This is a genomic window from Azospirillum brasilense (assembly GCF_022023855.1).
Lineage (GTDB): Bacteria > Pseudomonadota > Alphaproteobacteria > Azospirillales > Azospirillaceae > Azospirillum > Azospirillum brasilense_F.
This window is the reverse complement of sequence record NZ_CP059449.1, coordinates 2205319-2220023: the sequence shown is the minus strand read 5'-3', so window position 1 is coordinate 2220023 and position 14705 is coordinate 2205319. Positions and strand designations below refer to the sequence as shown.

The 14705-nt window shown below is 68.4% G+C and carries 12 protein-coding genes; 6 read left to right on the top strand and 6 right to left on the bottom strand.

All coding sequences use genetic code 11. From position 1 onward, the window contains the following. Window position 1: 1 nt before the first annotated feature. From H1Q64_RS10480 to H1Q64_RS10465, 4 genes are all read right to left on the bottom strand, one after another. Window positions 2-955: an ACT domain-containing protein gene (locus H1Q64_RS10480; RefSeq protein WP_174441076.1), complete on the bottom strand. Its 954-nt coding sequence runs from the start codon at window positions 953-955 to the stop codon at window positions 2-4. A gap of 4 nt (window positions 956-959) precedes the next feature. Further along, window positions 960-4586, bottom strand: a complete 3627-nt coding sequence (gene mfd, locus H1Q64_RS10475; RefSeq protein ID WP_237903442.1) for a transcription-repair coupling factor — start codon at window positions 4584-4586, stop codon at window positions 960-962. Window positions 4587-4596: 10 nt separating this feature from the next. Continuing rightward, entirely contained in the window at window positions 4597-4899 is a 303-nt protein-coding gene (locus tag H1Q64_RS10470; protein ID WP_038530795.1) for a succinate dehydrogenase assembly factor 2, read from the bottom strand. 132 nt (window positions 4900-5031) lie between these two features. After that, window positions 5032-5823 carry a crotonase/enoyl-CoA hydratase family protein gene (locus tag H1Q64_RS10465; protein WP_237903441.1) on the bottom strand — a complete coding sequence of 264 codons (792 nt, stop codon included), beginning with the start codon at window positions 5821-5823 and terminating at the stop codon, window positions 5032-5034. A gap of 199 nt (window positions 5824-6022) precedes the next feature. On the opposite strand from H1Q64_RS10465, the gene H1Q64_RS10460 reads away from it, so the two are divergent. The 3 genes from H1Q64_RS10460 to H1Q64_RS10450 all read left to right on the top strand — a co-directional run bounded on the left by H1Q64_RS10460 (window position 6023) and on the right by H1Q64_RS10450 (window position 8509). Beyond that, window positions 6023-6619, top strand: coding sequence for a hypothetical protein (locus H1Q64_RS10460; RefSeq protein WP_237903440.1), 597 nt, complete (start codon window positions 6023-6025; stop codon window positions 6617-6619). 175 nt (window positions 6620-6794) lie between these two features. Continuing rightward, window positions 6795-8093 (top strand): ergothioneine biosynthesis protein EgtB, encoded by a 1299-nt coding sequence (gene egtB, locus H1Q64_RS10455; protein WP_237903439.1) that lies wholly within the window; start codon window positions 6795-6797, stop codon window positions 8091-8093. 83 nt (window positions 8094-8176) lie between these two features. Then, complete coding sequence (locus tag H1Q64_RS10450; RefSeq protein ID WP_237903438.1) at window positions 8177-8509, top strand: (2Fe-2S) ferredoxin domain-containing protein; 333 nt, start codon at window positions 8177-8179, stop codon at window positions 8507-8509. Window positions 8510-8583: 74 nt separating this feature from the next. On the opposite strand, the gene H1Q64_RS10445 is transcribed toward H1Q64_RS10450, so the two are convergent. Beyond that, complete coding sequence (locus H1Q64_RS10445; protein ID WP_237903437.1) at window positions 8584-9747, bottom strand: nicotinate phosphoribosyltransferase; 1164 nt, start codon at window positions 9745-9747, stop codon at window positions 8584-8586. Between the two features lie 363 nt (window positions 9748-10110). On the opposite strand from H1Q64_RS10445, the gene H1Q64_RS10440 reads away from it, so the two are divergent. The 3 genes from H1Q64_RS10440 to H1Q64_RS10430 all read left to right on the top strand — a co-directional run bounded on the left by H1Q64_RS10440 (window position 10111) and on the right by H1Q64_RS10430 (window position 13154). After that, a complete protein-coding gene (locus H1Q64_RS10440) occupies window positions 10111-10623 on the top strand; it encodes a flagellar basal body-associated FliL family protein (RefSeq protein ID WP_237903436.1) in 513 nt (170 codons plus the stop codon). A gap of 112 nt (window positions 10624-10735) precedes the next feature. After that, the gene (gor, locus tag H1Q64_RS10435) at window positions 10736-12088 is read left to right on the top strand and encodes a glutathione-disulfide reductase (RefSeq protein ID WP_237903435.1); all 1353 of its coding nucleotides are present in this window, start codon (window positions 10736-10738) and stop codon (window positions 12086-12088) included. Between the two features lie 169 nt (window positions 12089-12257). After that, on the top strand, window positions 12258-13154 hold the full coding sequence (locus H1Q64_RS10430; RefSeq protein ID WP_145699941.1) for a manganese catalase family protein: 897 nt from the start codon (window positions 12258-12260) through the stop codon (window positions 13152-13154). Window positions 13155-13238: 84 nt separating this feature from the next. Here the strand turns inward: H1Q64_RS10430 and H1Q64_RS10425 are convergent, their stop codons facing one another. Further along, the gene (locus tag H1Q64_RS10425; RefSeq protein ID WP_237903434.1) at window positions 13239-14582 is read right to left on the bottom strand and encodes an AmpG family muropeptide MFS transporter; all 1344 of its coding nucleotides are present in this window, start codon (window positions 14580-14582) and stop codon (window positions 13239-13241) included. Window positions 14583-14705 lie beyond the last annotated feature (123 nt).

The window sequence follows — 14705 nt, the reverse complement described above, 5'->3', positions numbered from 1 at the left end:
ATCAGGAGGGTGCGACGACGGTGCAGACGCGCTTCAGCGCGTCCGCCGCACGCTCCACGTCCTCGTCGCGCACCAGCACGTAATCGGTGTCGTAGGTGGACATGGCGAAGATCGGCACCCGCGCTTGGGCCAGCGGCACGGCGATGCGCGCCAGCACCCCAAACAGCGAGAAGTCCAGCGGCCCTTCCACCTTGAAGGCGCGCCAGCCGCGCTCCGCCGTCACGCCATCCGGCACGCGGGACTCGCGGCAGAGGATGGACAACTCCTCCCCCGTGCGGGTGGCGCTGACCAGCGGGTCGGTCCAGTCGAGCCAGCCGGGCATCCCGTCCCCCGGCGCCAGCCGCGCAACCGCCAGCCGATCGGGCAGGACCGACAGGGTGAGCGGCTTGGTCTCCGGCAGCAGGGCGGCGTCCAGCGTGGCGCGGTCCACCTCGAACGGCTTCAGGATGCGCTTGGCTCTCGCCGCCAGCGACGGAATGCGGGAGCGCATGGCCCGGCCCAGCATGTCCGCCGCGACCGGGCGAAGCTCCGGATCGTCCGCCGCCAGATCGACCATGGCCTGAAGCGCGGCGCTCTGCACGATCCGGCTGGCCCGGTTCTCGAACCAGCCCTCCAAAAGCGCCACGGCGCGCCCGCGCTGCTCCTCGGTCAGGGTCAGGCGGGGAAGGACGGCCGCCAAGTGCCAGCGCACCTCCGCCTGCTCGATGGCCGCGGCGTCGGTCAGCAGCCGTTCCGCGAAAGCGTCCAATGGGCGGGCATCGCCGCGCGACACCCGCTCCAGGGCATCGGCGGCGCGCATCCTCACCCCGGCGTCGCCATCGAACAGGCAGGCGACCAGTTCCGGCAGGCGGGCGGGATCGGCGGCCACCGCCTCCGCCACCGTCGGAATGTCGCCGAATGCGCGACGGTCGCCGCCGAGCGCCAGGGCCTTCGCCAGCCCCCCGTCCTTTTTCATCGCCTCAGCGCCGCCCGAAGGGACGCGAGGGAATGTTCCGCCCGAACTTCGACCCGACTTTCAGCGCGCTGGGCCGTTGCGGAGGGGGCGGCGGTGGAGGCGGAGGCGCCTCGCCCTTCGGCACGGCGCCGCCGCCGGCCATCTGGGCGAGATCGCTCATCAGCCGGTTGACGCCGCGCACCCGCTGGGCCTCGTCGGCCCATTCGCGGGTGTAGACCAGCTTGTGGTCGGGCCGCAGCTTCATCAGACTCATCTGTTGGCTGATGTAGGTCAGCAGCTTGGCCGGCTCGGCGTAGCTGTTGTTGCGGAAGGTCAGAACGGCGCCCTTCGGCCCGGCGTCCACCCGCTCCACCCCCGCCTGTCGGCAGAGCTGCTTGATGGTCACCACGTCGAGCAGGTTCTCCACCTCGCCCGGCAGCTTGCCGAAGCGGTCGATCAGCTCCGCCGCGAAGCCGTCGATCTCCGCCCGATCCACCAGCTCCGCGATGCGGCGGTAGAGCGACAGGCGCACCGTCAGGTCGGGGACATACTCCTCCGGGATCAACACCGGCGTGCCCAGATTGATCTGCGGGGTCCAGGGCTGGTCCTCCGCGCCGCTCGGCACCTGCCCATCCATGCCGGCGCGGGCGTTGGCGACGGCCTCCTCCAGCATGTGCTGGTACAGCTCGACGCCGACCTCCTTGACGTGGCCCGACTGCTCCTCGCCCAGCAGGTTGCCGGCGCCGCGGATGTCCATGTCGTGGCTGGCCAGCTGGAAGCCGGCGCCCAGGCTGTCCAGCGTCTCGATGACGTGCAGCCGCTGCTGCGCCGTGCCGGTCAGCGGCTTGTTCGGCGCGTAGGTGAGGTAGGCGTAACCGCGCACCTTCGACCGGCCGACACGCCCGCGGATCTGGTAGAGCTGGGCCAGACCGAACATGTCCGCCCGGTGCACGATCAGCGTGTTGGCGTTGGGGATGTCGATGCCGCTCTCGATGATGTTGGTGGCGAGAAGCACCTCGAACTTGCCTTCGTCGAAGGCGGTCATCACCTCCTCCAGCTCGCTGGCGGGCATCTGGCCGTGGGCGGTGACGATCTTGACCTCGGGTACCAGTTCGCGCACCCGCTCGGCGACCTTGGGCAGGTCCTCCACTCGCGGGCAGACGTAGAAGGTCTGGCCGCCCCGGTAATGCTCGCGCAGGATGGCCTCGCGCACCACCACCGGGTCGTAGGGCAGGACGAAGGTGCGCACCGCCAGACGGTCCACCGGCGGGGTGGCGATCAGCGACAGCTCGCGCACGCCGCTCAGTGCCATCTGGAGCGTGCGCGGGATCGGCGTGGCGGTCAGCGTCAGGACGTGCACGTCGGCGCGCAGCTCCTTCAGCCGCTCCTTCTGCTTCACGCCGAAATGCTGCTCCTCGTCGACGATGACCATGCCGAGCTGCTTGAACTGCACGCCCTTGCCGAGCAGCGCGTGGGTGCCGATGACGATGTCGGCGGTGCCCTCCGTCAGCTCCTGCTTGACCTTGTTCTGCTCCTTCGCCGTGACCATGCGGGAGAGCTGGACGATGCGCAGCGGCAGCCCGGCGAAGCGGGTCGTGAAGGTCTTGAAGTGCTGGCGCGCCAGCAGCGTGGTCGGCACCACCACGGCGACCTGCTGGCCGCTCATGGCAACGAGGAAGGCGGCGCGCAGCGCGACCTCCGTCTTGCCGAAGCCGACGTCGCCGCAGACCAGACGGTCCATCGGACGGCCCGAACCGAGGTCGGTGAAGACCTCCTCGATGGCCTTCAGCTGGTCGTCCGTTTCCGGATAGGGGAAGCGGGCGGCGAACTCCTGATAGACGCCCTCCGGCGTGTAGACCGGGTCGGCCTTCTTCAGCATGCGCTCGGCGGCGATCTTCAAAAGCGCCTCGGCCATGTCCTTCAGGCGCTTCTTGACGCGGGCCTTGCGGCCCTGCCAGCCGGCCCCACCCAGCTTGTCGAGCTGCGCGTGCGCGTCCTCAGACCCGTAGCGGGTCAGCACCTCGATGTTCTCGACGGGGACGTAGAGCTTGTCGCCGCCCTCGTAGATCAGCCGCAGGCAATCGTGCGGCGCCCCGGACACCTCCAGCGTCTCCAGCCCGTCGTAGCGCCCGATGCCGTGGTCCATGTGCACCACGAGGTCGCCCGAGGCCAGCGCCGTGTATTCGGCGATGAAGTTGGCGGCCTTGCGCTTCTTCTTCGCCGCCGGGCGGACGAGGCGGTCGCCGAGGATGTCCTGCTCGGTGATGACGGCCATGTCGGCGGAGGTGAAGCCGTGCTCCATCCCCAGCACGATCATGCCGATGACGTGGCGGTCGAAGCGGCGGACGTCCTCGATGCTCTCCGCCGGCTCGAGCCCCGGAATGCCGTGGTCGCCCAGCACCGTCATCAGACGGTCGCGCGAGCCCGCGGAATAGCCGGCCACCAGCACGCGCCGCCCGTCGGCCCGCAGGGCGCGGATGTGGTCCTTCACCGCCTCGAAGACGTTCACGTCGGGCCGCGCCCGCTCCTCGGCGAAGTCGTGGCCGCGCCGACCGCCGGCGTCCAGCGTGCCCTTGATGCCCGGCGGCGTGCCGAAGGGCTGGAGCTGCGCCACGGCGTGGGTGGCGAACAGGTCGTCCCAGGCCTGGGCGTCGAGGAACATCATGCCGACCGGCACCGGCTTGTAGACCGGCGAGCCCGTCCGCTTCTCGATGACGATCATGCTCTCGCGGGAGGCGTGGAAGTCCATCACCTGCGCGATGCGCGAATCGCGCGCCTCCGTCGCCTGATGGTCCAGCGACAGGATGGCCTTGGGCATGTAGGCCAGCAGCGATTCCATCGTCTCGTGGAACAGCGGCAGCCAATGCTCCATGCCGCCGTACTTGCGCCCGGCGCTGATCGCCTCATAGAGCGGGTCGTCGTCGGTGACGGCGCCGAACAGCTCGCGGTAGCCGGAGCGGAAGCGGGCGATGCCGGCCTCGTCCAGGAAGACCTCCGACATCGGCTTCAGGTCGACGCCGTCGCGCTTGTCGGTGGTGCGCTGCGACATGGGATCGAAGCTGCGCACGGCCTCCAGCTCGTCGCCGAACAGGTCGAGGCGCAGCGGCTCGTCGGTGCCCGGCGGGAACAGGTCTATGATGCCGCCGCGCACGGCGAACTCGCCCGGCTCGCGCACCGTCTGGGCGCGGGTGTAGCCGTTGCCGGCCAGATAGCGCTGCAGCTTCTCCAGGTCGATCCGGTCGCGCAGCTTCGCCGAGAACACCGCGTCGCGGAAGGCGGCGCGGGGCGGCACCTTCTGCACCATGGCGTTGACGGTGGTCAGCACGACCAGCGGTGCGGCGTCCGCCTTGCGCGCCAGAAGGCGGGTCAGCGTGTCGATGCGCTTCGCCACGATGCCGCCGTTGGGCGACACCCGGTCGTAGGGCAGGCAGTCCCAGGCCGGGAAGACCTGCACCTCCAGCGACGGCGCGAAGAAGGCCAGCGCCTCCGCCAGCTGGGCGGCGCGGCTGTCGTCGAGCGCGACGTGGAGAAGTCCGGCGCTCCCCGCCCGCTTGGCGAGGTCGGCGAGGACGCGGGCGTCATGACCGGCGGGGGCGCCGCCGACCAGAAGGCGGCCGGAGCGTCCCGGCTGCAACTGTTCGAAGCTGGGCAAGGATCGGGCCTCAGGACCCCTGACGGGGCGTGTAGCGGAACTTGGTCAACAGCTGCATGACGTCGGTGTCATGCTCGGCGGGCAGCGGCTCGCGCCCGGCGTACCAGTTGTAGAGGTCGGGGTCGCTGAGTTCGAGCAGCGCCTCGTAGCGGTCGAGCTGCGCGTGATCGAAGTCCGGGACATGGGCGTCGGCGAAGCTGCCGATCAGCAGGTCCATTTCCCGCATGCCGCGGTGCCACGACCGGAAGCGCAGCCGCTTGCGCCGGTTTTCCAGGGATTCGCCGCTCTCGGACAGGGTGTTCTCGTCGCTCATGCCATCCACGCCAAAAAGCCCCGGCCCCGGAAGATAGGGGGCGGAGCGGTCCACATCCACCCCCGCATCCTGCACACCGGCACGCCCCCGCGCAAACCGAAATGCCGGACGATCCCCCGGAAGGAGCGTGATTCAGCGCGCCAGCCACGCCTCCAGCCCGTCGCGCAGGTCGGGGCCGGGGGCCAGCCGGGCGAAGCGCTCCGTCTCCACCGCCAGCCCTTCGCCGATGGTCATGTTCAGCCCTCGGGTCACCGCCCCCAGGATGCCGGACGCCGCCGCCGGGGAGTGCCGGACGATCCGCCCAGCCAGTTCGAAGGCCGCGGGCAGCAGCGCGTCGTGGGCCACCACCTGATTGACCAGCCCCACCGCCAGCGCTGTCGCCGGCGGGAAGGCGTCGCCGGTCAGCAGCCATTCCAGCGCCCGCTTGCGCCCCACATTGCGGGGAAGCCGCTGCGTCCCGCCGAAGGTCGGCATCATGCCGAGCTTGATCTCCGCCTTGGAGAAGGTCGCCCGCTCGCTGGCCACGGCGAGGTGTGCCGCCTCCAGAATCTCGCAGCCGCCGCCGTAGCAGATGCCGTTGACCGCGGCGATGATGGGCTTGGGGAAGGACTCGATGCGCGCACACAGCGTCTGTCCGGGCCGGAAGGCGCGCACCGCCGCCTCCGGTCCCCGCCGGACGGCCGGGGTGAACTCCGCAATGTCCGCCCCGGCGGAGAAGGCCCGCTCCCCGGCGCCAGTGACGATGATGGCCCGCACCGCCGCGTCGGCCTCCAGCGCGTCCAGCGTGTCGAGCATGGCGGCGGCCAGCGCCGTGCTGATGGCGTTCAGCTTGGCGGGGCGGTTCAGGGTGAGGGTGGCGATTCCTCCGGCGGTGACGCACAGCACGGGGTTGGCGGGGTCGGCGTGTTTGGTCGTCAGGGGCATGGCGCGGTCCTTTTGTCCTGCGTTTGGGATGCCCCACTGTCGAGCCCGAGCCACGCTCCTGACAAACGAGTACGCCGCGTGTTCGGGTGAGCAACGCTCACCTGAAACCGGGCCTCTGCCGCACGCCAAAGCGTCACCTTGACAGAATCGCGACAGTTGGTACACTGAACAGTCCCAGCCATTAGCCGTGGAGGTCGCCATGACCGACGGTTCGATTGGACGCTCGGAACCTCTGGTCCGCTCGGCCGGCGTGGTGGAGCGCACCGGCAGCGCGACCGACCGCAGGAAACGGCGGCAGAATCGGCAGGACCTGCAACAGCAGGAGCGCGAGCAGCAGGAACGCCGCGACCAGGACGAGGCCAACCACAAGCGGCGGCGCCTCTACGACCTGCTGTTCGACGAGATCGACGAGCTGGACACGCTGAACGCCGGGCAGCGGGCGCGCATCAAACAGAATCTGCGCGCGCAGCTCGCGAACCGCCGTCCGCCGCCGCATCTCGCCCCCAACCTCACCCAGCCGCCGCCGGCGGATGAGGACATCGAACGCATCGCAGCGGCGCTCCTCGAAAAGGCCGTTGCGGTCCATTCGGTCGACCATGACCACATCGTCGACATGGCGGCGCCGACGCACCCGGCGCTTCCGCCCGGACAGACGGCGGAGAATGTGGCGCTCGCCAACCAGCTCCGCGATTGCCTGGAACGGCGGACGACGACATCGCGGCGCGTTGCCGTGTATCTGCGCCTTCTTCTGACGCTCGAAGGCGCCTTCCGTCCGCATCTGGTGGTGGACGCCTGACGACAGTCCCACCGTGGCTGTGATGCGCGAATTCGGAGAAAGCCCCCCTCCGATGCGCCACCCAGGATGGTTGGACCATGCGGCACAATGGGCCTGTTGTTTCTCCGGCGGGGTTCGGGCGCGTTCCCGCGCCGTTCCCGCCGCGGAAAACCCGCTCCCGCAGGGAGGTTCCCCCGTGCCCGACACCCATCTCGCCACGCACGCCCAGCCGTCCGGCGACGCTCTTCGCCAAACTCTATCCACCCGTTTCCAGAAGATCCGCGCCCGCACCGCCGAACTCGCGGCGCCCTTGTCGCCCGAGGACCTGATGGTCCAATCGGTGGCCGACGGCGCGCCGGCCAAATGGCACCTCGCCCACACGACATGGCTGTTCGAAACCACCGTCCTGGTGCCCTGCAATCCCGGTTACCGTCCCTTCGACCCAGCCTTCCTGACGTTGTTCGCCGCCCGCGACGACCGGTTCGGCAGCCACCAGCTTCCCTCCCCCACCCTGCGCCTGCTCTCCCGGCCCAACGCGGCGGAGGTGATGCGCTACCGCGACCATGTGAACGCCGCGGTGCTGCACCTGCTGAACCAAGCCGACGAGGCCGACCTGCCGGAAATCGCCGACCGTGTGATCGTCGGCATCACGCATGAGCGGCGCCACCAGGAACGGCTGCTGACCCACATCAAGCACGCCTTCTGGAGCAACCCGCTGCGTCCCGCCTACGACCAGCCGCCACAGGCGGTTCCGACTCCGCCGCAGCTGGAACGCTGGATCGAGCATGAAGGCGGCATCGTCGAGATCGGGTTGACCAATGCCGGGGCTGGCTTCGATCATGAGGGGCCGCGCCACCGCGTCCATCTTGAGCCCTTCCGCCTCGCCGCCCTGCCGGTGTCCTGCGGCGCCTTCCGGGACTTCATCGAGGATGGCGGCTACGCGAAGCGCGCGCTCTGGCTCGCCGACGGCTGGGAGGCGGTGCAGACCGAGGGATGGCAGGCTCCGCTTTACTGGGAATGGCGCGACGGCGCGTGGCAGATCTTCACCCTCTACGGCATGCGCCCGCTCGATCCCGCCGAGCCGGTCTGCCATGTCAGTTGGTTCGAGGCCGACGCCTTCGCCCGCTGGGCCGGCAAGCGCCTGCCCGAGGAAGCCGAGTGGGAGGCCCTGGCGTCCTGCTGCGACAGCATGGGCAACCTGCTGGGCACCGGCAACCGCCACCCGCGCCCCAGCACCTGCCACGGCGACGGCCCGTGGCAATTGTTCGGCGACGTTTGGGAATGGACGCGCAGCCCCTTCGCCCCCTATCCCGGCTACCGTCTACCGGACGGGGTGGACGAGGCCGTTCATGGCCGCTTCATGATCAACCGCATGGTGTTGCGGGGCGGCAGCTGCGTCACCCCCTTCGACCACGCCAACCCGACGACCCGGCATTACCTGCGGCCGGAGTCCCGCCTGTCCTTCACCGGCCTGCGGCTGGCTGAGGATGCCTGACATATTGGAATCGTTTTAAACGGTGGCGCCGCACCGCAGCAAGCTCTATAACCATAATTAAATTATGGTCTATGGAGCCTGTGATGTCCCTCGATCTTCCTCCGGTGTTCCGCCACCACGTTTTCTGTTGCTCCCAGCAGCGCCCGCCCGGTCACCCGCGCGGGAGCTGTGCGGCGAAGAATGCCCACCCGCTGTGGGAACAGCTCGGCCAGCGCATCCAGGCCAAGGGATTGTTGGACGTCGGCATGGCCTGGACCGGCTGCCTCGGCTTCTGCTCCGCCGGGCCGCTGATGGTGGTCTATCCGGAGGGCCTGTGGTACCGCCCGGAAACGCCCGCCGACATCGACGAGATCGTCGATTCGCACCTCGTCAACGACACGCCGGTCGAACGGCTGGTGATGGTGCTGACCCGCTAAACGTAAAGGCTGAACGCAAAAGCCCCTCCGCGGCTTGGCCGGCGGAGGGGCTTTCTTCGTGCTGAACGACGATGCTATTTCCGGAACAGGAACTCGCGGCCAACCTTCACGCGCTTCTCTCCGTCATATTCGATGATGTCGGCGGTGGCGTAGGTCTCGGTCCAGCGCTCGGGCAGATAGCTGCCGGTGCCGATGATGTCGACGGGGGCGTTGGCCTCCGCCATCAGGCGGCACTTCGCCGGGCCGAAGCCGGAGCTGGCGACGATTTTCACCGCCGGGAAACCGGCCTCGTCCAGCTTCTCGCGCATGAAATGGATCGCCGCCGCCGACACGCCGGTGCCGATCAGGTAGCGGAGCTGCGTCTCGTCGCGATAGCCGCGGATGGAATGGGGGGCGTGCCGCTCCAGCACCGCGTAGGAGCCCGGCGGGTCCAGCCCTTCGAGGAAGCGCCCGCCCGGCGTGTCGAGCCGCACCGCCAACTTGCCCTGCGCGGCGAGGCCGGGGAAGCGGCGGCAGACCTCCATCGCGTCGGTCACCTCACGCCCGAAGTAATCGACCAGGACGGTCAGAGGCAGTTCGGGGAAGGTCTCGTGGAACATCTCCGCCGCCCGCACGGTCGATCCGGCGTAGCCGATCAGCGCGTGCGGCATCGTGCCCATGCCCTTCTTCTGGCCGAAGAAATGGGCGGTGGCGTCCGTGGCGTTGCCGATGAAGCCCTTGGCGCCGACCTTGCGCTTCGCCCGGTCCGACCCGACCGAGGCGGCGTAGGCCATCATCTCCTCCATCTCCGTGCCGGCGCAGTGGCGCGCCTCCATGGCGAGGAAGGCGGTCTTCGGCAGGTCGGCGCACATGGTGAAGGCGTTGTAGGCGCCGACGCAGGCGGGGCCGAGCTTCTGCAGAATGATCGTCTCGGTGTCGACCAGATGGTAGAAGGAGCCGGTGATGTAGAGGATCGGCTCGCCCGCACCGACCCACTTTCCTTCCGGATAGTTCAGGACGATGTCGAGGTCGAACCCGCGCTCCCGCGCAACCGCCTCCAGCCATTCGATGGCGAGTCGCGGCGCGCAGACCACCGGGCGGCGCATGAAGATGGCGTAGGTGACCTTCTTGTCACCGAATTTCCCGACCGCCTCCTTGGTCCGCTTGAAATAGGTGTCGGTCCATTCGGTGATGGCCGACGCGGGCGGATGGCTGGCGGGCGTGTGACTGGCCGGCGGCTGGTTCCTGGTCTCGTCCATGGCGATGTCCTTGTCTTCCCGCTCTTGCCCTTCACGATGGCCCCATCCGGAGTCCGCCCCCGCGGCGGGAACGGCAATCCGACTGAGAAACCAGCATTATACGCCCCGGCCCTCCGGTGGAAGAGGCTTCATCCGCTTCGGCCAACCGCCGCAAGCAATGGTGATTTACCGAAAATACGCTACGAAATCCGGCGCATTTCAAACACAAAGAAGCTGGGAAGAAATGGGCAGTTCCTGACTGTAATGTGCTGTCACCAAAAAGTATAAAATACCTGTATTTGACGCCTTCCTTTTACCCATCCACCATACACCCAAGAACAGGCACCACCCCCTTGCGGTGCCGGGAAAAGCGACGAGGTCGGCATGAGCCGGACAATCCGCCAGAACGCGCCGAACATTGCGGCAGGCCCCTCGACGGCAGCCACCTCGACGCTCGACCGCCTGAGCCGCCGTGTGGTGGTCGGGCTTCTCTGCACCATGGCCGGCTTGGCTGCAGCGGGCACCGGCGGGGCCTTCCTGCTGAAGCCCGGCACGGCGCAGGCCGGGCGTGTGGTGGGGGACACGCTGCGGACCGCCGCCAATTACGCGCGCCTGCCGGCGATGATCTTCACGCTGAGCGACGGCGACCGGCTGCGCGAGCTGCGGGTCCGCGTGGTGCTCGACATGGAGCCGACGGCCCCCGCCAAGACGGTGGAGAGCTACGGGCCGCGCATCGCCAGCGCCATGACCAACGTGATGCTGGAAACCGACCCCGGCGAATTGCGCGGGCGCAACGGCGCCTTCTACATCAAGGACGCGGTGATGCGCACCGCCGCGAAGGAACTCGGCGCGATGAAGATCCGTCAGGTGCTGGTCCAGGAACTCGTCATGCGCTGAGGGAAGGCCAGCCAGCCGCCTCGATCCGCCATCTCGGCCAACGCTCGACAGGCGTTCCGGAATGGGGAACACTCCTGTCCCGTTCGGATCTTGGGATTGCAAGGAGACGGCCGTGGCCGAGTTCGATTTCGACCTTTTCACCATCGGTGCCGGCTCCGGCGGCGTCGCGGCCAGCCGGCGGGCCGCGGCCATGGGGGCCAAGGTCGCCATCTGCGAAGGCAGCCGGGTCGGCGGCACCTGCGTCATCCGCGGCTGCGTGCCAAAGAAGCTGCTGGTCTACGCCGCCCAGTTCCGCGACGCCTTCGAGGACTCCAGCGCCTATGGCTGGGCCACCGCCACGCCGGCCTTCGACTGGGCCACGCTGATCGGGCGCAAGGACGCGGAGATCGACCGGCTGAACGGCATCTACATCAAGATGCTGGAGAACTCCGGAGTCACCCTGCACACCGGCTTCGGACGGCTGATCGACCGCCACACGGTGGAGGTCGCCAACCAGCGCTACACCGCGAAGAACATCCTGGTCGCCACCGGCGGCTGGCCGGCGCTGCCCAAGATTCCGGGGATCGAGCACGCCGTCACCTCCAACGAGGCGTTGCAGCTCGGCACCCTGCCCCACTCGGTCATCATCCTGGGCGGCGGCTACATCGCCGTCGAATTCGCCGGGATCTTCCGGGGCTTGGGCGCCGAGGTCACGATCATGATCCGCGGCGAGGAGCTTCTGAACGGCTTCGACGACGACATCCGCGTCGCTCTGGCCCAGGAGATGCGCAAGCGCGGCATCACCATCCTCACCCGCACCCAGCCGGTGAAGGTCGAGGAAGGCCCCGGCGGCTTCACCGTCACCGACCAGCTGGGGCGGGAGCATTCCGCCGGCCTCGTCATGGCGGCGACCGGGCGCCGTCCGAACACGCGCGACCTCGGGCTGGAAGCCGCCGGCGTCGCGCTTGACGAGAACGGGGCGATCCGGGTGGATGAGTATTCGCGCACCAGCGTGGACAACATCTTCGCCGTGGGCGACGTGACCGACCGCATGGCCCTGACCCCCGTCGCCATCGCCGAGGGGCGCGCCTTCGTGGAGACGCTGTTCAACGACAACCCGACCAGCATCAGCTACGCCAACATCCCGACCGCCGTCTTCTCCATCCCGCCGCTCGGCACCGTCGGCCTGACAGAGGCGGAGGCGCGGGCGAAATTCGCGACGGTGGACATCTACAAGGCCGGTTTCCGCCCGATGAAGCACACCATGTCGGGCCGCGACGAGCGCGTCCTGATGAAGCTGGTCGTGGACGGCGAGAGCCAGCGGGTGCTCGGTTGCCACATGATGGGCATGGACGCGCCGGAGATCGTCCAGGGGCTGGGCATCGCCCTGAACTGTGGCGCCACTAAGAAAGATTTCGACCGCACCATCGCCCTCCACCCCTCTACCGCGGAAGAGTTCGTCCTGATGCGCGAGAAGGTGTCCTGACGATCGGACATAAAACCAAAGGTCAGGAGCCTGATTTCCTGGAACGCTTCTAAGAAGCCTGTGTTGAGGGCACACGACGATGGCGGCGGCGATCACGGCGGCGGTCCAGCACCACCGCGGAAGCCGCCGCCTCCCATCCTTCATCCAGGCTCCGGGAGGGCTCCTACGCATGTTCATGCACAACAAGAACCTGATGTACACGGTCCGCGTCGCTGAACCGGACCCGAAGCTGGCCAGCCTGATGCTGGAACAGTTCGGCGGTCCCCAGGGCGAACTGGCGGCGGCCTTGCGCTACTTCACGCAGGGCCTTTCCGACGAGGACCCGGGCCGCAAGGACATGCTGATCGACATCGCGACCGAGGAACTGAGCCATCTGGAGATCATCGGCAGCATCGTCGCCATGCTGACCAAGGGCGTGAAGGGCAAGCTCGCCGAGGGCGCCGAAGAGGTCACCGACCTCTATGCCGACATCGCCAAGGGCAACGGCAGCCACACGCTGGCCCTGCTCTACGGCGGCGGCCCGGCCCTGACCAACTCCGCGGGGCAGCTGTGGACCGGTGGCTACATCGACAGCATCGGCGAGCCGACCGCCGACCTGCGCTCCAACATCGCCGCCGAATCGCGGGCCAAGATCATCTATGAGCGCCTCATCAACATCACCCCGGACCCGGGCGTGAAGGACGCGCTGACCTTCCTGATGACCCGCGAGGTGGCGCACCAGAAGATGTTCGAGAAGGCGCTCTATTCCATCGAGAACAACTTCCCGCCGGGCAAGCTGCCGGGCAACCCCGAATACACCGACAAGTACTACAACATGAGCCAGGGCGACGGCGACATGCGCGGCCCGTGGAACCAGGGCGAGCAGTGGGAGTTCGTGAACATCACCCCCGACCAGGCCCCGGTCAGTGGCGGTGACGGCAACCCCTCGGTCCGGCTGGCGGCGGAAGAGATGAAGGCCGTCAACGAGGCCGCCAAGCGCACCATGTCGCGCACCGACGTGAACCCGGTGACGGGTGCCGACCTCGGCGCCGGCCCCGGCTCCGGCAAGATGACCCCGGTGAAGTAAAGCCCATTACCGCCTGTTTCCCCTCCCCCGCCCAGCGGGGGAGGGTCAGGGTGGGGGCATGTGTCGGATTGCCGACTCCCCCACCTAAACCTTCACCACCGCCTCATCCCGCCTTGGCCGCGTCATCAGCCACAGCAGAACCAGCAGCCCCGGCACCGCCCCTCCGGTGGACAGCAGGAAGAAGCTGCTCCAATCCATCCGTTCGGCCAGCCAGCCCGACGACGCCCCGAACAGGTCCCCGCCCAGCTTGTAGAAGCTGCTGAGCAGCGCGTATTGCGTGGCCGTGTAGGCCGTGTTGCACAGGCTCGACAGATAGGCGACGAAGGCCGCCGTCGCGATGCCGCCGCAGACATTCTCCAGCGCCACCGTCACCGCCAGCGCCGACACGTCGTGCCCCACCTGCGCCAGCATGACGTAGCCGAGGTTCGACAGCATCTGCATCAGCCCGCCGACCAGCAGCCCGCGCAGCACGCCGACGCGCCCGACCAGCACGCCGCCGATCAGCCCGCCGACGATGGTCGCCCACAGGCCGAACAGTTTGGTGACGTTGGCGATCTCCGTCTTCTCGAAGCCGAGATCGACGTAGAAGGGCGCCGACATCACCCCCGCCAGCACGTCCCCCAGCTTGTAGCAGGCGATGAACAGCAGGACCGCCGCCCAGGCCGGACGGGTCATGAACTCCACGAAGGGCGCCACGACGGCGCCGTAGATCCAGGCCAGCAGGTCCGCCTTCCAGCCCGTCAGATGCGGGCGCGCGGCCAGCCAGTCGGCCACATGCCGTTCCCGCGCCTTGGACTCCGCGGTGTCCGTGACCTTCGGCTCGCGGTTCAGCAGGATCGTCACCATGCCGACCGCGACCAGCCCGGCCATGACGTAGTAGGCGACGTGCCAGCCGAAGAATTCAGCGAGGTACAAGGCCCCCGCCCCCGCCGCCAGCATGCCGAAGCGGTAGCCAAGCACGAGGATGGCCGCACCCGCGGCCTGCTGGTGCTCCTCCAGAACCTCGACGCGGTAGGCGTCGACCACGATGTCCTGGCTGGCCGAGAAGAAGGCGACCACCACGGCCAGCATGGCGGTCCACCACAGGTCGGTGACCGGGTTGGTGCTGCCCAGCCCGACCAGGGCAGCCATCAAACCGGCCTGCGCCACCAGCGCCCAACCGCGCCGCCGCCCGAACAGGCGCGTCATCACCGGCAGGCGCAGCCGGTCGATCAGCGGCGCCCAGACGAACTTCAGCGCGTAGGGCATGGTGACCAGCGCGAACAGGCCGATGGCCGTCTTGCTGACGCCGCCCTCGCGCAGCCAGATCGACAGGGTGGACCCGGTCAACGCCAGTGGCAGCCCTTCGGAAAAGCCGAGGAACAGAATGGCCAGAACGCGCCGGTCAAGATAGACGGAGGCCGCCTGACCCCAGGAGGATGCTTTCACCCGCTCAACCCTTCCGCACACCTGCGTGTTCGTCTGTATAGGCCGTGTCCGGATGCCCCGGCCAGCGCGCTTTTTCGGGCACCGCGCCGCATCATCCATTGCGGAAGTTGCGGTCGAAACTAT

Coding starts and splice junctions, on each gene's coding strand:
- H1Q64_RS10480 (WP_174441076.1), bottom strand. CDS start 955: ATGAAAAAGGACGGGGGGCTGGCGAAGGCCCTGGCGCTCGGCGGCGAC.
- H1Q64_RS10470 (WP_038530795.1), bottom strand. CDS start 4,899: ATGAGCGACGAGAACACCCTGTCCGAGAGCGGCGAATCCCTGGAAAAC.
- H1Q64_RS10465 (WP_237903441.1), bottom strand. CDS start 5,823: ATGCCCCTGACGACCAAACACGCCGACCCCGCCAACCCCGTGCTGTGC.
- H1Q64_RS10460 (WP_237903440.1), top strand. CDS start 6,023: ATGACCGACGGTTCGATTGGACGCTCGGAACCTCTGGTCCGCTCGGCC.
- H1Q64_RS10450 (WP_237903438.1), top strand. CDS start 8,177: ATGTCCCTCGATCTTCCTCCGGTGTTCCGCCACCACGTTTTCTGTTGC.
- H1Q64_RS10445 (WP_237903437.1), bottom strand. CDS start 9,747: ATGGACGAGACCAGGAACCAGCCGCCGGCCAGTCACACGCCCGCCAGC.
- H1Q64_RS10440 (WP_237903436.1), top strand. CDS start 10,111: ATGAGCCGGACAATCCGCCAGAACGCGCCGAACATTGCGGCAGGCCCC.
- H1Q64_RS10430 (WP_145699941.1), top strand. CDS start 12,258: ATGTTCATGCACAACAAGAACCTGATGTACACGGTCCGCGTCGCTGAA.